This is a genomic window from Bacillus sp. AM 13(2015) (genome assembly GCF_001518755.1).
GTDB lineage: Bacteria > Bacillota > Bacilli > Bacillales > Bacillaceae > Bacillus > Bacillus safensis.
On record NZ_LKCP01000036.1, the window covers coordinates 47,472 to 67,247 of the forward strand.

Genomic DNA, 19,776 nt, shown 5'->3' on the forward strand with positions numbered 1-19,776 from the left:
TTGAAAAGATGAATAAGAAATTAATGATCATCGGCTTCATTTCCTTATTGATGCTGATCATGGCGGCATGCGGCGGAGGAGACAAGCCTAAGCAATCAACTACTGCCTCCGGAAGCAAAAATGCCGGAATTGAAAATTCAGGTGATGCTGCTACGAAAACAATAGAGTATCTTGGGAAAAAGTATACCATCCCGAAAAAAGCCGAAAAAATCGTCATTACTGGGGCAATGGAAGCGATGGAAGATGCCGTTGTACTTGATGTTCATCCGGCAGGGGCAATATCAGTAGGAGGAAAGTTTCCGAAAATATTTGCTTCAATCACAAGCGATTCCGAATCAATCGGTGAAAAACAGCAGCCAAATTTTGAGAAAATATTAAGTTTGAAACCTGATGTTATTTTAGGCTCCTCTAAATTTCAACAAGTCGTACTGAACAAGTTAGAGAAAATTGCGCCGACCATTCCAATCTCCCATATCGCGACAAATTGGGAGGCTAATTTAGAGCTAATGGCCGAATTAACAGGAAAACAAACGAAAGCAGAGAAAATCCTCACTCAATACAAAACAGATGTCAAAGACGCAAAAGCTTCGTTAAAGGAAAAGCTCAAGGATAAAAAAGTAGCCATCATTCGCATTCGGGGAGCACAAGCCTTCGTATATCCAGAAGATGTTTATTTCAATCCTGTCTTGTATAACGAATTGGGTCTCGCCGTTCCTCAGCCGATTAGTTTGGCAAAGACACAAGAAGCAATCTCTGTCGAGCAGCTAGGAGAAATGAATCCGGATTATCTATTTGTACAATTTTCTACGGATGAAAATCAAGAGGCAAGCCAGGCATTTGATGACATGAAAAAGAATCCTGTTATTCGAAATATGACGGCCTTTAAAAAGGATCAGGTTTATATCAATGTGGTACATCCACTCCTTGAAGGAGGACCTGCTTATAGCCGCATCCAGTTTTTAGAAGCCTTGCAGCAGCAATTAGAAAATAAATGAGACTGCATGAATCAGCTATGAAATCATGACTATGGTCATTTTTAAAAATAAATGAAGCAAAAGAAGTGGGGAGAATTGTACGATGCAGGATATGGAAGTTTATGATGTAACCATTATTGGCGGCGGACCTGCTGGATTGTTTTCCGCCTTTTATAGTGGATTGCGTGAAATGAAAACGAAACTGATTGAATTCCAGCCTTTCCTTGGAGGAAAGGTGCATGTTTATCCAGAAAAGATGATCTGGGATATAGGAGGATTAACGCCAGTTCCAGGCTCGCAGCTGATTGAACAAATTGTTACTCAAGGACTGACCTTTGATCCAAAGGTCGTACTCGGAGAAAAGGTGACCTCTATTTCTCAAGACGAAACAGGTCACTTTGTTCTCCACACCGCGTCCAATCAAAAACATTACTCCAAAACCGTCATTTTAGCTGTTGGAGGAGGTATCCTCAAGCCGATTAAATTGGATATTGAGGGTGCAGAACGATTTGAGGTTCAAAATTTGCATTATACGGTCAAATCCCTTGCACGTTTTAAAGATAAAACCGTGTTGATCTCAGGAGGTGGTAATTCAGCCATTGACTGGGCGAATGAGCTGGAGCCGATTGCCAAGCAAGTGTATTTAACCTACCGGAAAGATGCTTTAAAAGGACATGAAGCCGAAATATCAAGACTTAATAACAGCTCTGTCCAATGTCTGCTTCATACCTCGATTGAAAAGCTCATCGCAGCAGACGATCATGAACGGATTGAAACGGTTGTCCTCAAAAATAATCAGGACGATACTTTATTTAAGCTAGCCATAGATGAAGTCATTATCAATCATGGATACGAACGAGACAAAGAATTACTTGCGAATAGTGCCATTAAACTAGAGCAGAAGGATTACTGGATTGCAGGAACTCCACTGAGTGAGACGTCAGTCCGGGGCATTTATGCAGCAGGCGATATTTTGCATCATGAAGGAAAATTACATTTGATTGCTGGGGCTTTCCAGGATGCTGCGAATGCGGTAAACCAAGCGAAGCAATACGTAATGCCTGATGCAAGCGCTCGTGGAATGGTTTCTTCGCACAATGACATATTTATTCAAAAAAACAAAGAGCTGATGAAGCATTTGTATACGAAATAAAGTGTTCATTGCACAAGCAAGACTTGGAATCCCTTCTGTGCTTACAGAACGAAGACGTTTAGCACTCTTCTCATTCGAAGAGTGCTTTCCTTATTTAGAACGAAACACGTCGGCACTTCGTTCATATTCAACATCAGCTTCACCAAGCCGATGATTCACGATTCGGGCAGCAGCAAATAAATAATCGGATAGACGGTTTACATATGTGAGCGCAACGGTTGGAATCTCCTCCTGTTTCGCAAGCGTCACAATATGCCGCTCTGCTCTTCTAACGACTGTCCGCGCCACATGTAAAAGAGCAGCACCTTCCTGACCGCCCGGTAAAATAAACTTGGTGAGCGGCGCAGCTTCTTCTACATAGACATCCATTCTTTCCTCAAGGACTGCCACAGAGGCTTCTGTTAATTTGCCCTCTTTAGGTGGTTTCACTGCTGCCAAATCACCGCCGCAGTCAAACAGCTCATGCTGTATAACGATCAGCTCTGACAAAAGGTCCTGAAACAATTTGCCATGCTGCCGTAAATTTGCATGCGCAAGTCCAATGAAGCTATTCGCCTCATCTAATGTGCCGTAAGCTTCAACTCTCACGTCATCTTTATCGGCTCTTCCTCCGATCAAGCCTGTTTGTCCCTGATCCCCGGTTTTCGTATAAAGTTTCAACGGTATTCCCCCTTTTCTACTGCTTTGTCCTTTTAGTATAACCCGAACTAAATAGGATGTAGTTGTTTTACTAAAACATGGTGAATGAATGTCATTAATGAAACAGAAAAGTGAACCATTTGTCCATTATGAAGGCCAACCACCCCTTTTATTTCCTTATAAAATAATGATTGAAGATATAGTTTATAGTGTCTAAAATGTGATTAAGACAAAATGAAGGAGGATGGTATGAGTAAATTTAGTTTATTTAACAAGTTTATGGTACAAGAAGGCGAAAAAGAAAAAATGGTTGATATTCTGTTAGAAGCAGCAGAATCAATGAAGAATTTGGATGAATGTGAAATATATCTTGTGAATATTTCCGAGAATGAACCAAATTCTGTTTATGTTTATGAAGTGTGGGCAAACGAAGATGCCCATCAAGCATCTCTAGGTCATGAAGCTACCCAAACATTAATAAGTCGTGCGAAACCAATTATTACTGGTATTGATAGAATCAATACTTTAATAACACAAGGCGGAAAGGGCATTTCATCTAATTAGAATTCAACCGTCTTAGATATAAAATTAGAACTGGTTGTCATTGTGGCAGCTTTTTTTCTTAAGAACAATTGTAATGACTACACATTTTAGATATGTGTAGTCATTACAATATCAACTGTTTTACTCAACTAACCTAAATATAACTGTACGTTCACTTTTGAATGACTTTCAACTTATGAAGAAGCCCATACACCTTTTGTCCTAATCTTTCGTGTAGAAGGTCAACATCTTCCGTTTCCTGCGTATTGGGTGCAGCAATACAAAGATGATGGATTGGAATGCTTGTTTCTTGCTTTATGATGTGCATAAGCTGACCTATGAGCTGAACAGCTGCGCCGTCTGATAAAGATCGTTTCAGGATAAGCCAAATGTTCAACTTTTCCTGCTGAAGCATGCTGTAAAGGATCATATCGTCTTCGGCGTCTTCTGCAGCGTATTTCGCTAATCCTTTAGCTTGCTCGAAAAACAGCATATCTTCAGTTGGCTCTAACTGATGATGAAGCGTCTTCGTTCCCGTTCCAATCGACCTTTTCCAAAAGAACCCGCCGTTTTCCTTATGTGAGGTAAGGATGCGAAGAGGCTGATTAATGGAAAATGTCATTCCTTCTGAGCCATATGTCCTCCAGCCATCCGCTATGTTTACAATTGATGTTTTAGAAGGGGCGGAAGGTTCAACCATCAGCTGAGGGTTTGCCCTAATTGGATGCTGGAGCGGTGTCACATTTGTTTCATACACACGGTTGATTCGTTCGGTGGTCAAAACGTGATGCGGCAGTCCTAACATGTCAGTCTTTCCTTCATGAAGCAGCAGCAGCCGATCACAATATAAACTAGCAATGTTCACATCATGGAATACGCCAATGACCGTTAACCTAGAGGAAGTCGTTTCTTCTTTAATTAAATCAAGCAAATCTTTTTGATAGGCTAAGTCAAGGAAGCTGGTTGGTTCATCCAGCAATAAATATTCAGGCTGCTGCGCCAATGCCTGTGCCAAATACACACGCTGCTGTTCACCGCCACTTAACTCATGGATGGGTTGATCCTTAAACTGTGCAACACCCGTTTGTTCCATTACTTTTCTGACTACCTGCACATCTTCTTGCGTGGCAGATTGCAGCCACCCTTTTTGATATGGATAACGGCCGAATTGGACGGTTTCTTCCACCGTAAATGAAAAAACTTGATCCGTTTTCTGCGGCAGAACTGCCATCTTTTGCGCAAGCGCCTTTGGCTGATAGGATTGAACAAGGTGACTGCCGAGGCGCACTTCACCGCTCTCAGGGGCTAAAATTCCTGCCATCATTTTAAGCAGGGTCGTCTTCCCGCTCCCGTTTGGGCCGAGTATACCGAGAAATTCTCCTTGCTTTACTTCAAAGCTAATGCCACGAATGATCTCTTTCTCTCCATAGCCACCTCTGATTTCCTTCACTTGAATCATACGTGCGTCCCCCCTCTATATTGACGAATGAGGATGATGCCAAATACAGGTGCACCAATTAACGCAGTAATGATGCCAATCGGTAATTCAGTCGGCTCAATGATGGTACGGGATAACACATCTGCTATTACGAGAAAGGAAGCACCGTTCAACATAGACAAAGGCAGCAGATGCCGATGATCCGTGATAGTTAAGAGGCGGATAAAATGCGGAATCACAAGTCCTACAAAACCGATCGTCCCTGATACCGCTACTGCACTTCCGGTCAGAATCGAGCCCGCCAGCAGCACAATATATTTGCTCCTTTTCACATGGACACCTAATAGCTTTGCCTTCTCCTCGCCATATGTCATGACATTCAAATCTCGCCCCATCAACATTAACGTAAAGGTCCCAATAAGAAAGAAAGGAAGAAAAAGCGCAATATAACGCCAGCCTCTCATGGACACACTGCCAAGCAGCCAATGAATGATCTCTTTTAGATCATCACCTGTTAAAGCAATCATCAATGAAATGAGCGCACCCAAAAAAGAGCTAAAAATCACTCCTGTTAAAATTAAAGAAGAAATGCTCATCCCCCGATGAACAAGACGCGCAAAAAAGAGAACGAGACACAGGGTCACAAGCGCCGTTGTCATACTGAATAATGGCAATGTGAAACTGCCAACAAGCGGGAGCTGCAAGCTAAAAAACAGAGTCGCTACGGCTCCAACTGATGCCCCTTGAGATACCCCCAGCGTATAAGGGTCAGCGAGAGGATTTTTTAATAAACCTTGAAAAGCTGCACCAGATAACGCCAGTGCTGCTCCGACTAATGCCGCTAATATGACTCTTGGCAGCCGAATGTTCATCATAATATTGCGATCGATGGAATCAATGGTTCCAAACTGTATTCCGAATAGTTCATGAATAAATATACGAAGAATAGAAGGAATGGGAATCCCTAAGCTTCCAAAGGAGATTCCCATTCCAATGCTCATCACAAGAAGTAAAGCACTTAGTGTATATGCGATGATCAATTTATTTGAACGTGTCAGGATAGACGCTTTTCGCAAGAGCCTCGACTCCTTCAACCAATCGCGGTCCCGGTCTTGATGCGAGATCCGTATTCAATTGAAAGACTTGTTTTTCTTTCACTGCTTTCATTGCATTCCAGCCGTCTCTTTTTTTCAAATCAGCTAAGCTGGAACCATCAATTGTCACGATGACATCAGGATTTCGTTTGATGATCGATTCTTCTGTCATTTGCACCCAGCCAGTTTGATCGCCAGCAGCATTTTTGGCATGGATAACAGAAAGCATTTCATCCATAAATGTATTTTTACCAGTTGTATAGATTTCAGGCGCACCTGACACTTCGACAAAGACAGTTTTTTGTTTGTCTTTTGAAATCGTCTCTGCTTGTTTCTTGATGTCATTCAATTTTGTTTTCATCTCGTCTACAAGTTTTGTTGATGCTTCTTTCACGCCAGCTGCTTCACCGATCATATCGATTGATTTGTACACATCCTTAAAGGAGGTTGCATCATTTACAGTCAGAACTTTTATCCCTGCCTCTTCAAGCTGTTTAAATCCTTCTTTTGATCCCATTTGAGATGCATGTGCTAACACAAGATCTGGCTTTAATGAAATGACCTTCTCGACATTGAATTCAAGTCCGCCAATCTTCTCTACCTTTTCGACTTCCTTTGGATAATTATCAAAGTCTGATCGTCCAACCATTTTATCTCCAAGGCCGAGTGCATAGGCAACTTCTGTATTACTTGGAATTAACGAAACAATTCGTTTAGGCTGTTCTTTGATTTCGACCGTTTTTCCAGCTGCATCTTTAATCGATACTGGAAATGCCGCAGTGGCCGTTTCTTTATTTTGTGACCCTGTTGCTTTATGATCTGTCTCAGCGCCTGCACATCCTGCTAAAACACCCATCACAAGCAATAACGATAGCCAAATAGCTGTTAACTTTTTCATGAGCGAACCCCCTGGTTTATGTACTGCTTAACGAAATCTCTTTCGTCAATTCTTTTCTAATTTCGGGAATATTATACTACAGTGCAGATAGGTTGTATATGTGATTTCTAAAAGCGTCTTTTCTGTTCATAAAACAAAAAACAGCCTCTAAAAAGACTGTTTTTCACTCTTCTATTGATTGATTGGTTCTCCATTGATAACGACTTTCTGAAAATCAGGAGAAACTGCATGCTCTAAAGATAAGGGATACGCCACTTCATCTATGACACAATCTTTCATTTTAAAATGAGTAACAGGAGAATGTGCGTATGCGGCTATTTTCACACCATATCGTCCGCCGTTGCTTTTGAGTCCTTCTACTTCAATATGACGTACAACAGGACGATGCGGACCAGCATCTCCTTCCTCATACATCATGTCGATACAGATCACTTCATGCTTTAGACTTTTGACTGTATTGTTTTTAAAATAAATATGTTCAATCGTACCGCCTCTGACAGAGTTGGTTTTAATACGCAGTGCCCGATCAAGGTTCGGACTGTCCATTACGTTATCTTCTGCATAAACAAACTTTACCCCGCCAGAAATCTCGCTCCCGATCGTCACACCGCCGTGTCCATCCCTCATCTCATTTCTACGAATGACGATGTTTTCAGATGGAACCCCTATTCTCCGTCCATCCTCGTTTCTGCCCGATTTGATGGCAATACAATCATCTCCGTTATCAAAGTAACAATCTTCAATGAGCACATTCCGGCAAGACTCCGGATTGACACCATCTGTGTTTGGTCCATGCCCAATGATTTTAACGCCGCGGACGATGACGTGACTACTTAATACAGGATGAATTTGCCACATTGGTGAATCCTTCACTGTCACTCCTTCGATTAGAACTTGCTGACATTGGTATGGCTGAATAAAGCTCGATCTTAAATAATGGCCTTCTCCAAATACCCTTTCTTCTACCGGTATTCTCTTTTCCGCCATTTCAAACAAGAGCTGACGATCCTGATCTTGAGAGGGCTGGCCATTTGTCCCATACTTCCAAGGCCACCAATGATGCTCATCCCCTCTGCCATCAAGCGTTCCGGCTCCAGTAATAGCGATATTTTCTGCATGGTGTGCATAAATGAGAGGTGAATAATTATAAAGCTCAATCCCCTCATATCTTGTCAGTACAAGAGGCAGATAATCCTTTGGGTCTTGACTGAATGTCACATAGGCTTTCTCCTGCAGATGAAGTTCTACATTGCTTTTCAATTCTAAAGCACCTGTCACAAACGTCCCTCTTGGGATCAGCACCCTTCCTCCTTTCAACCGATGTGCTTCATCGATGGCAGACTGAATGGCATTTGTAGATAACTCTTTCCCTTCCGCATCTGCTCCATAATGAACCACATTCAATTCACGATCTGGGAAATGCGGCGCTTTTATCTGCTTTAACACTTGATCGATCCCGTTTGCTTTTTTATCTTTCTTCCCTTGCTTTGCTAAACGAGCAATTCCGACTCCAGTTAGTACCGTTCCTGCTGTGATATACATCAAATTCCGTTTTTTAGACACTTTCTCATCCCCCAGTCGCCTTAAAGTGTGACACCTGTTTTGAAAATAGCCAGCTCTCTAAAATTGTTTTTTTCATGATTTAACAGCTTCCCACTCGCCACATCAATAACCGTTGAAATGAATTTTTCTAACACAACATCTTCCGGTACATCTTCAAGCAGTTCTCCGGCATTAAAGTCAATCCAGTGCTTTTTTGTTTCATATAAAGCTGTGTTGGTCGAGATCTTCATTGTTGGCACAAACGTACCAAATGGTGTCCCCCTGCCTGTTGTAAAAAGCACCATTTGACAACCGGAAGCAGCAAGAGCAGATGAAGCAACCAAATCATTACCAGGTGCACTTAATAAGTTCAATCCCTTTTGTTTCAGCAGCTCCCCATATTTCAATACATCTTTAATATCAGAAGTGCCTGCTTTTTGTGTACAGCCGAGAGACTTATCCTCTAATGTCGAAATTCCACCAGCTTTATTTCCCGGGGAAGGATTTTCATATACCGGCTGTCGATGATCCAAGAAGTATTGTTTAAAGTCATTGATCATTTGCACAATATTGTCGAAAGTCGCTTCTGATGCTGCTCTCTCCATTAAAATCGTTTCAGCACCAAACATTTCGGGCACTTCTGTCAGCACCGTCGTTCCACCTTGCGCGACAATAAAATCGGACAGTCTGCCTAAAAGCGGATTTGCAGTAATACCGGAAAATCCATCTGATCCTCCACACTTCAAGCCAATTTTCAGCTCAGATAACGGAATATCTTCACGATGATCTTCTTTCGCCGCATCATAAATTTCCTTGAGTAAAGCGACTCCCGTCTCAATCTCATCTCCTACTTCTTGGCTTCTTAAAAATTTCACTCTCGTAAGGTCATATTCACCTAATGTGGACTGAAAATCCTCAATGTCATTGTTTTCACACCCAAGTCCAAGAACAAGTACTCCTCCAGCGTTAGGGTGCTTCACCGCATTTTGTAAAATGGTTTTCGTATTTTCATGATCGTCCCCAAGCTGTGAGCATCCATAATTGTGCTTTAATACGAGGGCTGTTTCAAAAGGATGGATGTTTCCACCCATTTCAGCGGTGAATATTTGGATCATTTGATCGGCGATGCCATTCACGCATCCAACGGTGGGAACAATCCAAAGCTCATTGCGGATTCCGCTTTCACCATTTTTTCGTTTAAATCCTTTAAATGTAAGATTCGTTTTTTTATAGGGGTTTTCTGATAATGAAGGCTGGTATTCGTATTCTAGCTTGCCAGATAAATTGGTTTTAATATTATGCGTATGCACCCATTCTCCAGCAGAAATGGCAGTCACTGCATGACCAATGGGATAGCCATATTTGATAATATTCTCTCTTTGCTTGATATCAGCCAATGCAAACTTATGACCTTTGCCAACGGTCTCTTTTAAGATAATCGTATGTCCTTGATGCTGCAGCTCTTCCCCTTGTTCCAATCCTTTTAAAGCAATACCGACATTATCTGAAGGGTGGATTACAATAAAGTCTTTCATGCCTTCTCCCCCTGATTTTCATATTGATGACGCATCATTCGGTGAACAGCCGCTCTCATCCCGTACTTCTGTATGAGGGTAAGCTGATCAGCTACAGCTTGACTCAATCCTTTTACATCCGTTAAATCTCTGCCCCATAATGATTCGTATGAAAGGATCCTCGCTGCAACCGTTTCATTGGAACGGTTTTCCCATGCGTCCTTCATGAGCGTGAGCACAGTTTCATCATCCTTTACCCTTCCTGCATATGCTCTGTAGAAATAAATGAGACTGCTAAGTGAAAACACAAGTTTCATTGGCAGCTGTTTCTTTTGCTCGACATAATCAAGCAATGACGGAAGATTACGGGTTCGGAATTTGGATACCCCATTCAGTGCAATATCCAGCAATTGATGCTTTACAAATGGATTGCAAAAACGATCCCAAACGGATTGTGTATAAAGAAGAAGCTCATCTTGAGGAAGTTCAAGTCCTGGAAGTACTTCCTCCTCCAGCATACGCCGGATGAACGGACCAACATGCTCATCATCCACAGCTTCTTTTACAGTTTCTATACCGCATGAGTAAGCAATCGGCACCATCGCTGTATGTGCACCATTTAAAATTCGTACCTTGCTCATACGATAAGGCGAAATATCCTCTACAAAAAGAACATTTAACCCTGCTTCTTGAAAGGGGAGCTCCTTTTGTACGAAGGCAGGTGCTTCAATGACAAAAAGATGATAATATTCTGCCGTGACAAGCAATTCGTCAATATACCCTTCTTCCTTTTCTACGATTTCAGCCGCTTCCTTAGAGAATCCAGGGACAATCCGGTCCACAAGCGTATTACAAAACGTGTTGGCCTCTTTTATCCATGTCATAAACGCAGGCGACAATTCCCACTCAGCTGCCATACTGATCACATATTCCTTCAATCGATCACCATTTTGTTCAACCAATTCACAAGGTAGAATGATCAGACCTTTCCGCTCATCTCCAGCAAAAGCTTTAAACCGGTGATACAAGAACGCTGTCAGCTTTCCTGGAAAACTGGCTTGTGGCCGATCCTCCAAACGATCCTCCTTTTTGAGCACAAGTCCTGCCTCCGTCGTGTTTGAGAAGACAAAGCGGAGATCCGGGTTTTCCGCTACGTGTAAAAACTCCTCGTAATCCGTATACGTACTAATTCCTCTGCTAATCGATTGGATGATTATACGTTCATTCATTTCTTGCCGGTCATGATATCCCTGAATACATAATGTGTACAAGCCATCTTGTTCATTTAAGGCTGCCACTGATCCTTTTCGAGGAGGGACAACAACCGCTCTTCCTTTAAAATCTGTGCAGTCGTTCAGCTTCTGGATGTGCCAATTGATAAATCCTCGCATAAAATTTCCTTCACCAATCTGCAAAATCGTTTCCGGATACTCAGGTGCCGGGTAAATGGCTTTTGATAATCGTTTCAAATGGATTCCCCTCTCCAAGTAATATGCACACGTGAACATTTTTCTGAAAAGGTGCTGATTACTGCACCTTTTTAACTGAATCTCTGATCATCAGCTCTGTGTGAACATACACTTTTTCCATATGATCTTCTTCTTGCTCTTCACCGTTTATTACTGAAAGGATAGCTTCTGCTCCAAGTGCACACATTTTTTCAATCGGCTTTTTCACCGTTGTCAATGCAGGTGTGGTATAGGATGAAAATGCAATATCATCAAAACCGATAATAGAAATATCATTTGGACACGTTTTGCCTTTTGCAAATAAAGCATTCATTGCACCGATCGCCATGTCATCATTTGAGCAAAAGAGCGCTGTTGGCGGTTCATCAAGGGCCAGCAGCGATTCCATTGATTCATAGCCGCTTTTCATGTGATAATCGCCTTTCATCATATATTCTTTCTTCATAGGCATTTGGTGATCAATTAACGCTTGCAGGAAACCAGCTGTTCTTTCTTGAGTTGATTTAAAGCCTTCTTTCCCTTCAATGATGGCGATTTGTTCATGACCTTGCTGAATGAAATGGTGTGCAGCCTGGTAAGCTCCTTGACTATCATCTGCTAATATATTCATGACTTCATGACTTTCTACACGGCGATTCAGCACAATGATGGGAATGCCCTGTTTCTTCACATGATGGATAAACGCCTCATCGTGCTCGCTTTGACTCATGAGCAAAATGCCATCATAGCGTTGTTTATGAATGGTTGTATAATCGTGAAAGTCATCAATTCCTCTGACAAAGAGATTATAATACTCTGTCATGACGCTATTGACACCTTTTAACGCATCCACAAAGAAGCTTGAAGATGTACCCTCTGTTAAACTCGTAAAAAACAGACCGATTGTAAATGATTTTTGTGATACAAGGCCTCTCGCATGGACATTCGGTGAATAATTCAGCTGTTTTGCAATCGACAAAATCTTTTGTTTTGTCTTCTCTTTAATAAAAGGACTGTTATTCAAAGCCCTTGATACCGTGGTATGAGAGACGTTTGCCAATTTTGCTATGTCTTTAATTGTGACTGTCATGCTATTCCGCCTTTTATGATTTTTTACCATCTTATCATAAAATCGCTTTCATTTTCTTCATGTCATTTTGTTCGGATGCTGGAGCTGCTTCGTCCGGTCAAATTGGAAATACTGTCTGGCATTTTCATAGCTGATTCCTTTCACGATTCCCCCTAACAGATCAAGATCATATGGAGCTTCCCCTTTTTCTACCCAATCTCCGATGATATCGCAAAGCAGTCTTCGAAAATATTCATGCCTTGTATACGACAAAAAGCTTCTTGAATCTGTCAGCATCCCAATGAAACGGCTGATCAGTCCAATACTGGATAGAGCCATCATCTGCTCTGTCATCCCTTGTTTCGTATCATTAAACCACCAAGCTGTACCGTGCTGAATCTTCCCAGGTGCCGTTCCGTCTTGAAAGCTTCCAGCCAATGTGGAAATCACAACATTATCCCTTGGATTCAAGGAATATAAAATGGTTTTTGGCAGTGCCTGTTCTTGTTCTAAACGATCCAATATTCGGCAAAGCGGCTTGGCAATGTCTGCATCATTCATCGCATCATACCCTGTATCTGGCCCAAGCCGCTCAAACATTTTCGTATTGTTGTTCCTAAGCGCATTGATATGAAGCTGCATCGCCCAGCCCCGCTCATAGTAAGCCTGACCAAGCTTAATGAATGTTTGTGTTTTAAATTTAGTCTTCTCTTTTTCCGTCAATGCATGCCCAGACATTCTTTTATGAAAGATGGTTTCCACTTCTTCTTCCGTCGTTTCTTCAAACGTCATTTCGTTAATGGCATGATCTGAGATCAGGCAGCCCTGTTCATGGAAAAAATCAATTCTTGCACGGAGTGCTGTTAAAAAGTCTTGATAGGATTGGATTGGAGTAGATGAAGCCTCTGCCAGTTCGTGAACATACGCTGTAAATAGGTGATTTGTTATATCAAGGGCCTTATCAGGCCGAAATCCGGGCAGTACTTGCACAGTGAATCCTTCTTCCCGCAGTTTTTGATGATAGCAAAGCGAATCGACTGGATCATCTGTCGTCACGACTGTTTCAACGTTCGATTTCACAATGAAGTCTCTTGCACCAAAACCCTCTCCTTGCAGCTTTTCATTTACTTTTTGCCAGATGATGTGTGCGGTTTTTTCGTTTAAAAGTTCCTCAACTCCAAAATATCGTCTCAGTTCTAAATGAGTCCAGTGATAGAGCGGGTTTCCAAGGGTCATGGGAACAGTCTTCGCCCACGCCAGAAATTTCTCATAGTCTGAGGCATCCCCTGTGACGTGTGATTCTGGTATGCCGTTTGCTCTCATGGCACGCCATTTGTAATGATCTCCGTAAAGCCATGCTTCGGTGATATTATGGAAGGTTTTATTTTCATAGATTTCTTTGGGGCTTAAATGACAATGGTAATCTATAATTGGAAGGTCCTTAGCAAACTCATGGTATAGCTTTTCCGCCGTTTGACTGTTGAGTAAAAACTGATCATCTAAAAAGGCTTTCATCAAACTCCCCCATCTCTCTTATAAATAAAAATGATTTGTTCACGTTAACAATTTTATTGTAATCGTTTACAAATTTGATTTCAATCCTAAAACAGGAAAAAACGATCTCCTTTAGAAAAGAAAATCGTTTTTTGGCTATTTTACAGGTGATGATTTTTTTAGGATAATCGCAATAGTTGTTCCAGTGCCTAGTTCACTTTCAACTTGAATATCACCGTCATGCAGCAAGACAAGCTCTTTTGCTATCGCAAGCCCGAGACCAGTTCCATTCGTTGGATCATTTGTATTTGTCCCTCTGTAGTAGCGGTTAAATAGGTGATCCACCGTTTCCTGTGCCATTCCGCGGCCATTGTCTTTCATTTCGATCCGAACTTCTTCATCTGTTTCAGATAAAACAGCTGTAATATGAGTGCCTTTTTCGTTATGCTTCACTGCATTCGCCAGCAGGTTCTCAATCACTCGTCTGAACCAGGCTTTATCGATCTCAAATATGACACCATCAGTTTGATCTTCAAAAGAGGATGGATAATCCTCAGATGAGGAGCTTCTTGAGAACTCATCCATAATGGAAGCTAAAAATTCACTGAGTTCAACCGGTTTCCGATTAATAGGCAGGGCACCATTCTTCAATCGGTACGTGAGGTTTAAATCCTCAATCAGTGTCGACATGTATTCTGATTTCTCACGAATCACCTGTCCCATTTCCATGACTTCTTCCTTGGACCATTGATATTGATCGGACTCAAGCATGAGTCCATAGCCATAAATCGTACTTAAAGGCGTTTTCAAATCATGAGACAATCCTGCAATCCATTCTTCCCTTGTGGTTTGAATTTTTCTTCGGTTTGCTTCATTCTCTTTTAACGTATGTGTGAGCTGATCCATTGTTTTTAGGATATCCTCAAATAAACGGTATTCCCGCTTAATGCGACCTTTTTTATTTTTACTGACTGGAATTCCCTTTCTATTTGTTGGTTCCTGCAATTTATTTTTTGATAAGAAAATCAGCCAGCGAATAATGTGATAAATTGGCAGCCCATAGCGATACGAATACCATAATGTCATGACAATGATAATAGTGAGCGCAAGACCTGCAATTAAGATGGTTGTATATTGATTTAAAGCGTCTCTCTCTTTATCGTAAAGCTCATCTGGGCTGTATACTTTATTTGGTACCGAAACGATGATATACAGATTTTTATTCACTTTCATATAAGTAAGGTCACTTCTAAACTCCCAAGGCTTCGATTGATACTTGAGCAATTCAATATCTGTTACGTTATGTTTCAAACTTGTGTTGGTCCGAATGCCTTTTAAATATTTTCCTTCGTCATTGAACAGATGAACCGATCCGTTCATTCTCTTCAAGAATTCTTTCGTTTCAACCGAATATTGAGATAATGCAGCCAAATTTTTCTCGTGCTGCTTCAGATAATTGGCTACCTTTGTACTGTTCGTTTTGAACCCGTATAACACAATAAAGCTTTTTTGATCAATCTCAATTGGCCAGAAGTACATCTTGTAATCTTTAAATTCTCTTTTTTCAAAGATCTTGATCATTTCATCCTTTTGATAGGATGTTGGAATGGATTTAGGGCGGTGATAGCTATAAACGTTTTTCTTTTTCGAATCAATCACTTGCAGCCAGCCGTCTCGTTTTTTTACTGCTTGCTTGAGCTGATCGTCGGCTTCCATTTGTCCATCCTCGTTAAAATAAAGCCAGCTCATGAGTGTATCTCCATCAGCTTTAGTTAAACCAGTTTCAGTCATGTTCTCATAGTGTTTTGTTAAATATAAGTTCTCAGAGAACGTATTCCCGATCATCAGAATGGCAATGACAATAAACATTTGTCCGACAAAGTGAAAGAAAAGTTTTGCTCGTAAATTCATAAACTATTGAAGGACCTTTGCAGGGTGTGGTATAAATTTATATCCCATACCACGGATCGTCACAATATATTCAGGCTGACTCGGATCTAATTCAATCTTTTCTCTCAGCTTTCGAATATGAACCATGACAGTGTTGTTATCACCATATGATGGGACGCCCCATACTTTCTCATAGATTTGATCTTTTGATAGAACCACATTAGGATGATCACAAAAGTACTTCAGCAAAGAAAGAAGCTGAGCTGAGCATGCCGTCACCTCTCCTCTTACTTTCAATTCGGCTGCATGAGGATGATAGGAGAAATGGGCATAATGATATTGGCTTTGAGTGTCTTCTTGTTCCTCCTGTAAGGAGATGTATGTTCGGTTTAGATGAGCCTTAATTCTAGCCACTAGTTCAAGCGGATTAAATGGCTTCGTGATATAATCGTCTGCCCCCTGCGCAAAGCCCGTCAATTTATCGACATCAGACGTTCTTGCAGTTAAATAAAAAATAGGCGCTTTCGTTACTTTTCTGATTTCAGGCAGAACGTCAAAGCCAGATTTACCGGGCATCATCACATCTAGAAGTAAGAGGTGGATGTCCTCGTTTTTGACAACATCTAATGCTTCATCTGCATGGTAGGCTTTATAAATATGCTTGAATCCTTCTTTTTTTAATACGCGTTCAACCATTTTCACAATTGCTTCTTCGTCATCTGCAATCAATATTTTTGCTGTTTCCACGCATCTCTTTCCTTTCTAGCTATGATCTCTAACCGTATATTACCATTGTCTAAAGTAAAAAAGTACCTCTTTTCTGCATAAAAGCGAAAAAAATCAACTGGAGAAAATAGCAGCACTAGGAAGTTTCAAACACGCAAAAAAACCCGGCATCTGCACCGAGTTCCTTTACATCTATTATCCATTTACAGCTTCTAGCTTTCGTTCATGATTCATTAAATCATATGTTAAACAAATCGGCTTATTCGTTCTAGGATCAAGCACAATTTCTGCATCAATATGGAATACCTGACTGAGTACCTCTTTGGTCATGACCTCATGAGGCGTACCGTCTTTTATGACTTTCCCTTGATTGAGGGCAATCATGTAATGTGAAAAACGCGCCGCATGATTCAAATCATGGATGACCATCAACACAGTTCGCCCCTGCTCTCTATTTAAGCGTTCTAACAGCTGAAGAATCTCGAGCTGATGTGCAAGATCCAAATACGTCGTAGGTTCATCCAATAGGAGCAGCTCTGTTTCCTGGGCAAGTGCCATCGCAATCCATACTCGCTGGCGCTGTCCGCCGGAAAGTGCTTCAATTGGTCGATCATGAAAAGCGATCATTCCCGTTTCCTCAAGTGCCCATCTGATGATTCGTTTATCTTCATTTGATAAGCGACCAAACCCATTTTGATGTGGGAAACGTCCATATGACACAAGCTCATACACTGTCAGTCCACTAGGTGCTTCGGGTGTTTGCGGTAAGATCGCCATTTGTTTTGAAATTTCTTTTGTCGGCGTCTCATGGATAGCCTGGCCATTTAAATAAACAGCTCCTCGATTGGCCTTCATAATACGAGACATCGTTTTTAAAATGGTTGATTTCCCGCAGCCATTCGGTCCAATCAGTGTTGTCACCTTGCCTTTTGGGATACTGACATTCAAATCTTCTACAATCAAACGGTCTTGATAACCGATACAAAGCTTTTCTGTTTCGAGCGATTTCATATGTTGTCTCTCCTTCCTCATTAGTTCGATTTCATCAATAAGTAAATGAAGTAAGGTGCGCCTAAAGCAGAAACGACAAGGCCAACTGGCACTTCTGATGGTGCAAGTATGACGCGGCCAAGTGTATCCGCCAATAATAATAACAGCGCCCCAATTAACGCGGAGGCCGGTATCATTCCTTGATGCTTTGGCCCAACAAGCTTTCTCGCCAAGTGCGGTGCGGCTAACCCTAGGAAAGAAATACTCCCTGCAACAGCAACACTCGCACCAGCTAATGCAACGGCAATCAGCATGAACAAGCTTCTTTCTTTATGAACTGAAATACCCAATCCATAGGACAGCTGATCACCCAAATTCATGATATTTAAATAGCGTGATCTGACAATCGCGAATATAAGGAAAATCACCATCCATGGTAGAACAGACAGGACATACGTCCAGCTTGAGCCATAAATACTTCCAGATAACCACACGATGGCTTGGTTAAAATCATTTGGGCTCATTTTCAATTGAATGACCACAATCGCTGCTGAAAACGCAGCATTCACACCAATACCAGTTAAAATCAATCGAACAGGTGTGATGCCTTTTTTCCACGCTAACACATAGATGAGAAATGCAGCAAAACCTGCACCTACGAACGCGAAAAGCGGCAGTACAAAAATCGTGAAATCACCTAAATTCGTCATCGTGCCTTGAAATGCAAAGATAAATAGCACAACGGCAAAACCAGCGCCGGCATTGACGCCGAGAATACCTGGGTCAGCTAAACCATTTTGAGAAACACCTTGCCAAATCGCTCCTGATACAGCGATAGAAGCGCCGACAAGTAAAGCGATGACCATTCTTGGAAGTCGGAATTCGAATAATACGAGCTCATCCATTTCACTTCCGAATCCAAAAAGTGTTTTCAATGTATCCATCGGAGAGATCCGAATTTCTCCGGTATTTAAACTAATAAGGAACACAGCTACGATCGCGAAAAAAATCATGAGCATCGTTCGTTGATATTTCTTTTTCTTTGCTTGCTGCACCATTTCCATTTAAATTCCGCTCCTTTCTCGTCTAGCTAAATATAAGAAGAAAGGAACGCCTATAATCGCCGTAATGGCACCGACTGGCGTTTCAAACGGAGCGTTGACCAGCCTCGCAGCAATGTCTGCATAAATTAACAAAGTGGCCCCTAAAATAGCGGAGCATGGGATAATCCAGCGATAGTCCACTCCAACCAAGAATCGAGTGACATGAGGGATCACAAGCCCGATAAAACCAATAGAGCCTGCTACCGACACGGCAGCACCCGTTAAAAGAATAACAACCAATACGCCAAGCACCTTGACCGTTTTCGTATACTGTCCAAGTCCTTTCGCCAATTCTTCACCTAAGCTCAGAACCGTGATCGAACGGGCAAGGATCATTGCAATGATTAGTCCTGCAATGGCAACTGGAATGATGATATGAATGTTGCTCCAATTCACACCTGCCACTCCGCCAGCATACCAAAAGCTCATATCTTGAGCGACGTCAAAACGGATGGCAATGGCTGAAGAAATTGAGCTCAAAAGTGCTCCAACCGCTGTACCAGCTAGTGCGAGTTTAACCGGAGTCAGTCCCCCTTTTGACATAGTACCGACACCAAATACAATAGAAGCTCCGAGTGCGGCTCCAATAAATGACCAAAGAATTAATGTGAAAGAAGATTGGCCAGGGAAAAATGCTAATGCAATGGCAATCGCAAATGCGGAGCCATTTGTCACACCCATAATCTCCGGTGACGCCAGCGCATTTCTTGTCATTCCTTGCATTATGGCACCTGATACGGCTAAAAAGGCACCGACGAGCGCGGCTCCAACTGTGCGCGGCAGCCTCAATTCCCGAATGATTTGATGTGAAGTTTCTTGTGGATCAAAATGAAAAACGGCTTCCCATACAGTCTGTAGATGAATGTTTGCCGCTCCTAATGATACTGATAAAAAAAGACCAAATGCTAAAGCGATGATTCCTATGATGATAACAGCTGCTGTTCCAAAAGGCTTCGTGACAATATCGATCGTATCATCGCTGGCTGGCAGCTGTTTATTCGATTGTGAGCCCAAAACCAGTCTCTTCCTTTCCGTTCATGTTTATTCTCTATCAGTGATAATGATTATCAATCTCGAAGTCTAGTATATCACTTTCTTTTCTTTTTGAAATCATTGTTCTGATAAATTTCTTTATTTTCACAAAAAAAATTGTGAGAATTTCACCATTTTTCTTTAGGTCTAAATTAGCCAATGCATTTTTGTTCCTATCATGTTACGATAAAAAATGAAATTGAGAATCATTATCAAGGAAAAATGAATA

General features: G+C 41.6%; 17 protein-coding genes. 3 read left to right on the forward strand and 14 right to left on the reverse strand.

Annotated elements, in window-relative coordinates; all coding sequences use genetic code 11:
• Nucleotides 1-8: 8 nt before the first annotated feature.
• Together AOQ70_RS04720 and AOQ70_RS04725 are read left to right on the forward strand one after the other, a co-directional pair.
• A complete protein-coding gene (locus AOQ70_RS04720; protein WP_059375015.1) occupies nt 9-995 on the forward strand; it encodes an ABC transporter substrate-binding protein in 987 nt (328 codons plus the stop codon).
• A gap of 82 nt (nt 996-1,077) precedes the next feature.
• A complete protein-coding gene (locus AOQ70_RS04725; RefSeq protein WP_059375016.1) occupies nt 1,078-2,127 on the forward strand; it encodes an NAD(P)/FAD-dependent oxidoreductase in 1,050 nt (349 codons plus the stop codon).
• 90 nt (nt 2,128-2,217) lie between these two features.
• Here the strand turns inward: AOQ70_RS04725 and AOQ70_RS04730 are convergent, their stop codons facing one another.
• Nucleotides 2,218-2,787 (reverse strand): cob(I)yrinic acid a,c-diamide adenosyltransferase, encoded by a 570-nt coding sequence (locus AOQ70_RS04730; RefSeq protein ID WP_059375019.1) that lies wholly within the window; start codon nt 2,785-2,787, stop codon nt 2,218-2,220.
• 228 nt (nt 2,788-3,015) lie between these two features.
• Here AOQ70_RS04730 and AOQ70_RS04735 point away from each other — a divergent pair, with 228 nt between their 5' ends.
• Nucleotides 3,016-3,330 carry a putative quinol monooxygenase gene (locus tag AOQ70_RS04735; protein WP_039181343.1) on the forward strand — a complete coding sequence of 105 codons (315 nt, stop codon included), beginning with the start codon at nt 3,016-3,018 and terminating at the stop codon, nt 3,328-3,330.
• A 151-nt stretch (nt 3,331-3,481) separates the two neighbouring features.
• Here the strand turns inward: AOQ70_RS04735 and AOQ70_RS04740 are convergent, their stop codons facing one another.
• The 13 genes from AOQ70_RS04740 to AOQ70_RS04800 all read right to left on the reverse strand — a co-directional run bounded on the left by AOQ70_RS04740 (nt 3,482) and on the right by AOQ70_RS04800 (nt 19,529).
• Complete coding sequence (locus AOQ70_RS04740) at nt 3,482-4,768, reverse strand: heme ABC transporter ATP-binding protein (protein WP_059375021.1); 1,287 nt, start codon at nt 4,766-4,768, stop codon at nt 3,482-3,484.
• Nucleotides 4,765-5,823 (reverse strand): FecCD family ABC transporter permease, encoded by a 1,059-nt coding sequence (locus AOQ70_RS04745; RefSeq protein WP_059375023.1) that lies wholly within the window; start codon nt 5,821-5,823, stop codon nt 4,765-4,767. Before AOQ70_RS04745 ends, AOQ70_RS04740 begins: the two co-directional genes overlap by 4 nt.
• The gene (locus AOQ70_RS04750) at nt 5,789-6,739 is read right to left on the reverse strand and encodes an ABC transporter substrate-binding protein (protein WP_059375025.1); all 951 of its coding nucleotides are present in this window, start codon (nt 6,737-6,739) and stop codon (nt 5,789-5,791) included. The genes AOQ70_RS04745 and AOQ70_RS04750 overlap by 35 nt, the downstream gene beginning before the upstream one ends.
• A gap of 171 nt (nt 6,740-6,910) precedes the next feature.
• Nucleotides 6,911-8,302, reverse strand: coding sequence for a glycoside hydrolase family 28 protein (locus tag AOQ70_RS04755; RefSeq protein ID WP_059375027.1), 1,392 nt, complete (start codon nt 8,300-8,302; stop codon nt 6,911-6,913).
• A gap of 20 nt (nt 8,303-8,322) precedes the next feature.
• The gene (locus AOQ70_RS04760; RefSeq protein ID WP_059375029.1) at nt 8,323-9,816 is read right to left on the reverse strand and encodes a UxaA family hydrolase; all 1,494 of its coding nucleotides are present in this window, start codon (nt 9,814-9,816) and stop codon (nt 8,323-8,325) included.
• Complete coding sequence (locus tag AOQ70_RS04765; RefSeq protein ID WP_059375030.1) at nt 9,813-11,264, reverse strand: tagaturonate reductase; 1,452 nt, start codon at nt 11,262-11,264, stop codon at nt 9,813-9,815. Before AOQ70_RS04765 ends, AOQ70_RS04760 begins: the two co-directional genes overlap by 4 nt.
• 58 nt (nt 11,265-11,322) lie before the next feature.
• Entirely contained in the window at nt 11,323-12,333 is a 1,011-nt protein-coding gene (locus AOQ70_RS04770) for a LacI family DNA-binding transcriptional regulator (RefSeq protein WP_059375033.1), read from the reverse strand.
• A 57-nt stretch (nt 12,334-12,390) separates the two neighbouring features.
• Nucleotides 12,391-13,827 (reverse strand): glucuronate isomerase, encoded by a 1,437-nt coding sequence (gene uxaC / locus AOQ70_RS04775; protein ID WP_059375035.1) that lies wholly within the window; start codon nt 13,825-13,827, stop codon nt 12,391-12,393.
• Between the two features lie 135 nt (nt 13,828-13,962).
• A complete protein-coding gene (locus AOQ70_RS04780; RefSeq protein WP_059375036.1) occupies nt 13,963-15,717 on the reverse strand; it encodes a HAMP domain-containing sensor histidine kinase in 1,755 nt (584 codons plus the stop codon).
• 3 nt (nt 15,718-15,720) lie between these two features.
• On the reverse strand, nt 15,721-16,443 hold the full coding sequence (locus AOQ70_RS04785; protein WP_059375037.1) for a response regulator transcription factor: 723 nt from the start codon (nt 16,441-16,443) through the stop codon (nt 15,721-15,723).
• A gap of 174 nt (nt 16,444-16,617) precedes the next feature.
• On the reverse strand, nt 16,618-17,433 hold the full coding sequence (locus tag AOQ70_RS04790; RefSeq protein ID WP_039181374.1) for an ABC transporter ATP-binding protein: 816 nt from the start codon (nt 17,431-17,433) through the stop codon (nt 16,618-16,620).
• Nucleotides 17,434-17,453: 20 nt separating this feature from the next.
• A complete protein-coding gene (locus AOQ70_RS04795; protein WP_059375038.1) occupies nt 17,454-18,476 on the reverse strand; it encodes a FecCD family ABC transporter permease in 1,023 nt (340 codons plus the stop codon).
• The gene (locus tag AOQ70_RS04800) at nt 18,477-19,529 is read right to left on the reverse strand and encodes a FecCD family ABC transporter permease (RefSeq protein WP_059375039.1); all 1,053 of its coding nucleotides are present in this window, start codon (nt 19,527-19,529) and stop codon (nt 18,477-18,479) included.
• Between the last annotated feature and the right edge of the window lie 247 nt (nt 19,530-19,776).

What these genes read in the sequence shown, in the direction of transcription:
- AOQ70_RS04720 (WP_059375015.1), top strand. Translation starts at nt 9, where the DNA reads ATGAATAAGAAATTAATGATCATCGGCTTCATTTCCTTATTGATGCTG.
- AOQ70_RS04725 (WP_059375016.1), top strand. Translation starts at nt 1,078, where the DNA reads ATGCAGGATATGGAAGTTTATGATGTAACCATTATTGGCGGCGGACCT.
- AOQ70_RS04735 (WP_039181343.1), top strand. Translation starts at nt 3,016, where the DNA reads ATGAGTAAATTTAGTTTATTTAACAAGTTTATGGTACAAGAAGGCGAA.
- AOQ70_RS04740 (WP_059375021.1), bottom strand. Translation starts at nt 4,768, where the DNA reads ATGATTCAAGTGAAGGAAATCAGAGGTGGCTATGGAGAGAAAGAGATC.
- AOQ70_RS04750 (WP_059375025.1), bottom strand. Translation starts at nt 6,739, where the DNA reads ATGAAAAAGTTAACAGCTATTTGGCTATCGTTATTGCTTGTGATGGGT.
- AOQ70_RS04760 (WP_059375029.1), bottom strand. Translation starts at nt 9,816, where the DNA reads ATGAAAGACTTTATTGTAATCCACCCTTCAGATAATGTCGGTATTGCT.
- AOQ70_RS04770 (WP_059375033.1), bottom strand. Translation starts at nt 12,333, where the DNA reads ATGACAGTCACAATTAAAGACATAGCAAAATTGGCAAACGTCTCTCAT.
- uxaC (WP_059375035.1), bottom strand. Translation starts at nt 13,827, where the DNA reads ATGAAAGCCTTTTTAGATGATCAGTTTTTACTCAACAGTCAAACGGCG.
- AOQ70_RS04780 (WP_059375036.1), bottom strand. Translation starts at nt 15,717, where the DNA reads ATGAATTTACGAGCAAAACTTTTCTTTCACTTTGTCGGACAAATGTTT.
- AOQ70_RS04790 (WP_039181374.1), bottom strand. Translation starts at nt 17,433, where the DNA reads ATGAAATCGCTCGAAACAGAAAAGCTTTGTATCGGTTATCAAGACCGT.
- AOQ70_RS04795 (WP_059375038.1), bottom strand. Translation starts at nt 18,476, where the DNA reads ATGGAAATGGTGCAGCAAGCAAAGAAAAAGAAATATCAACGAACGATG.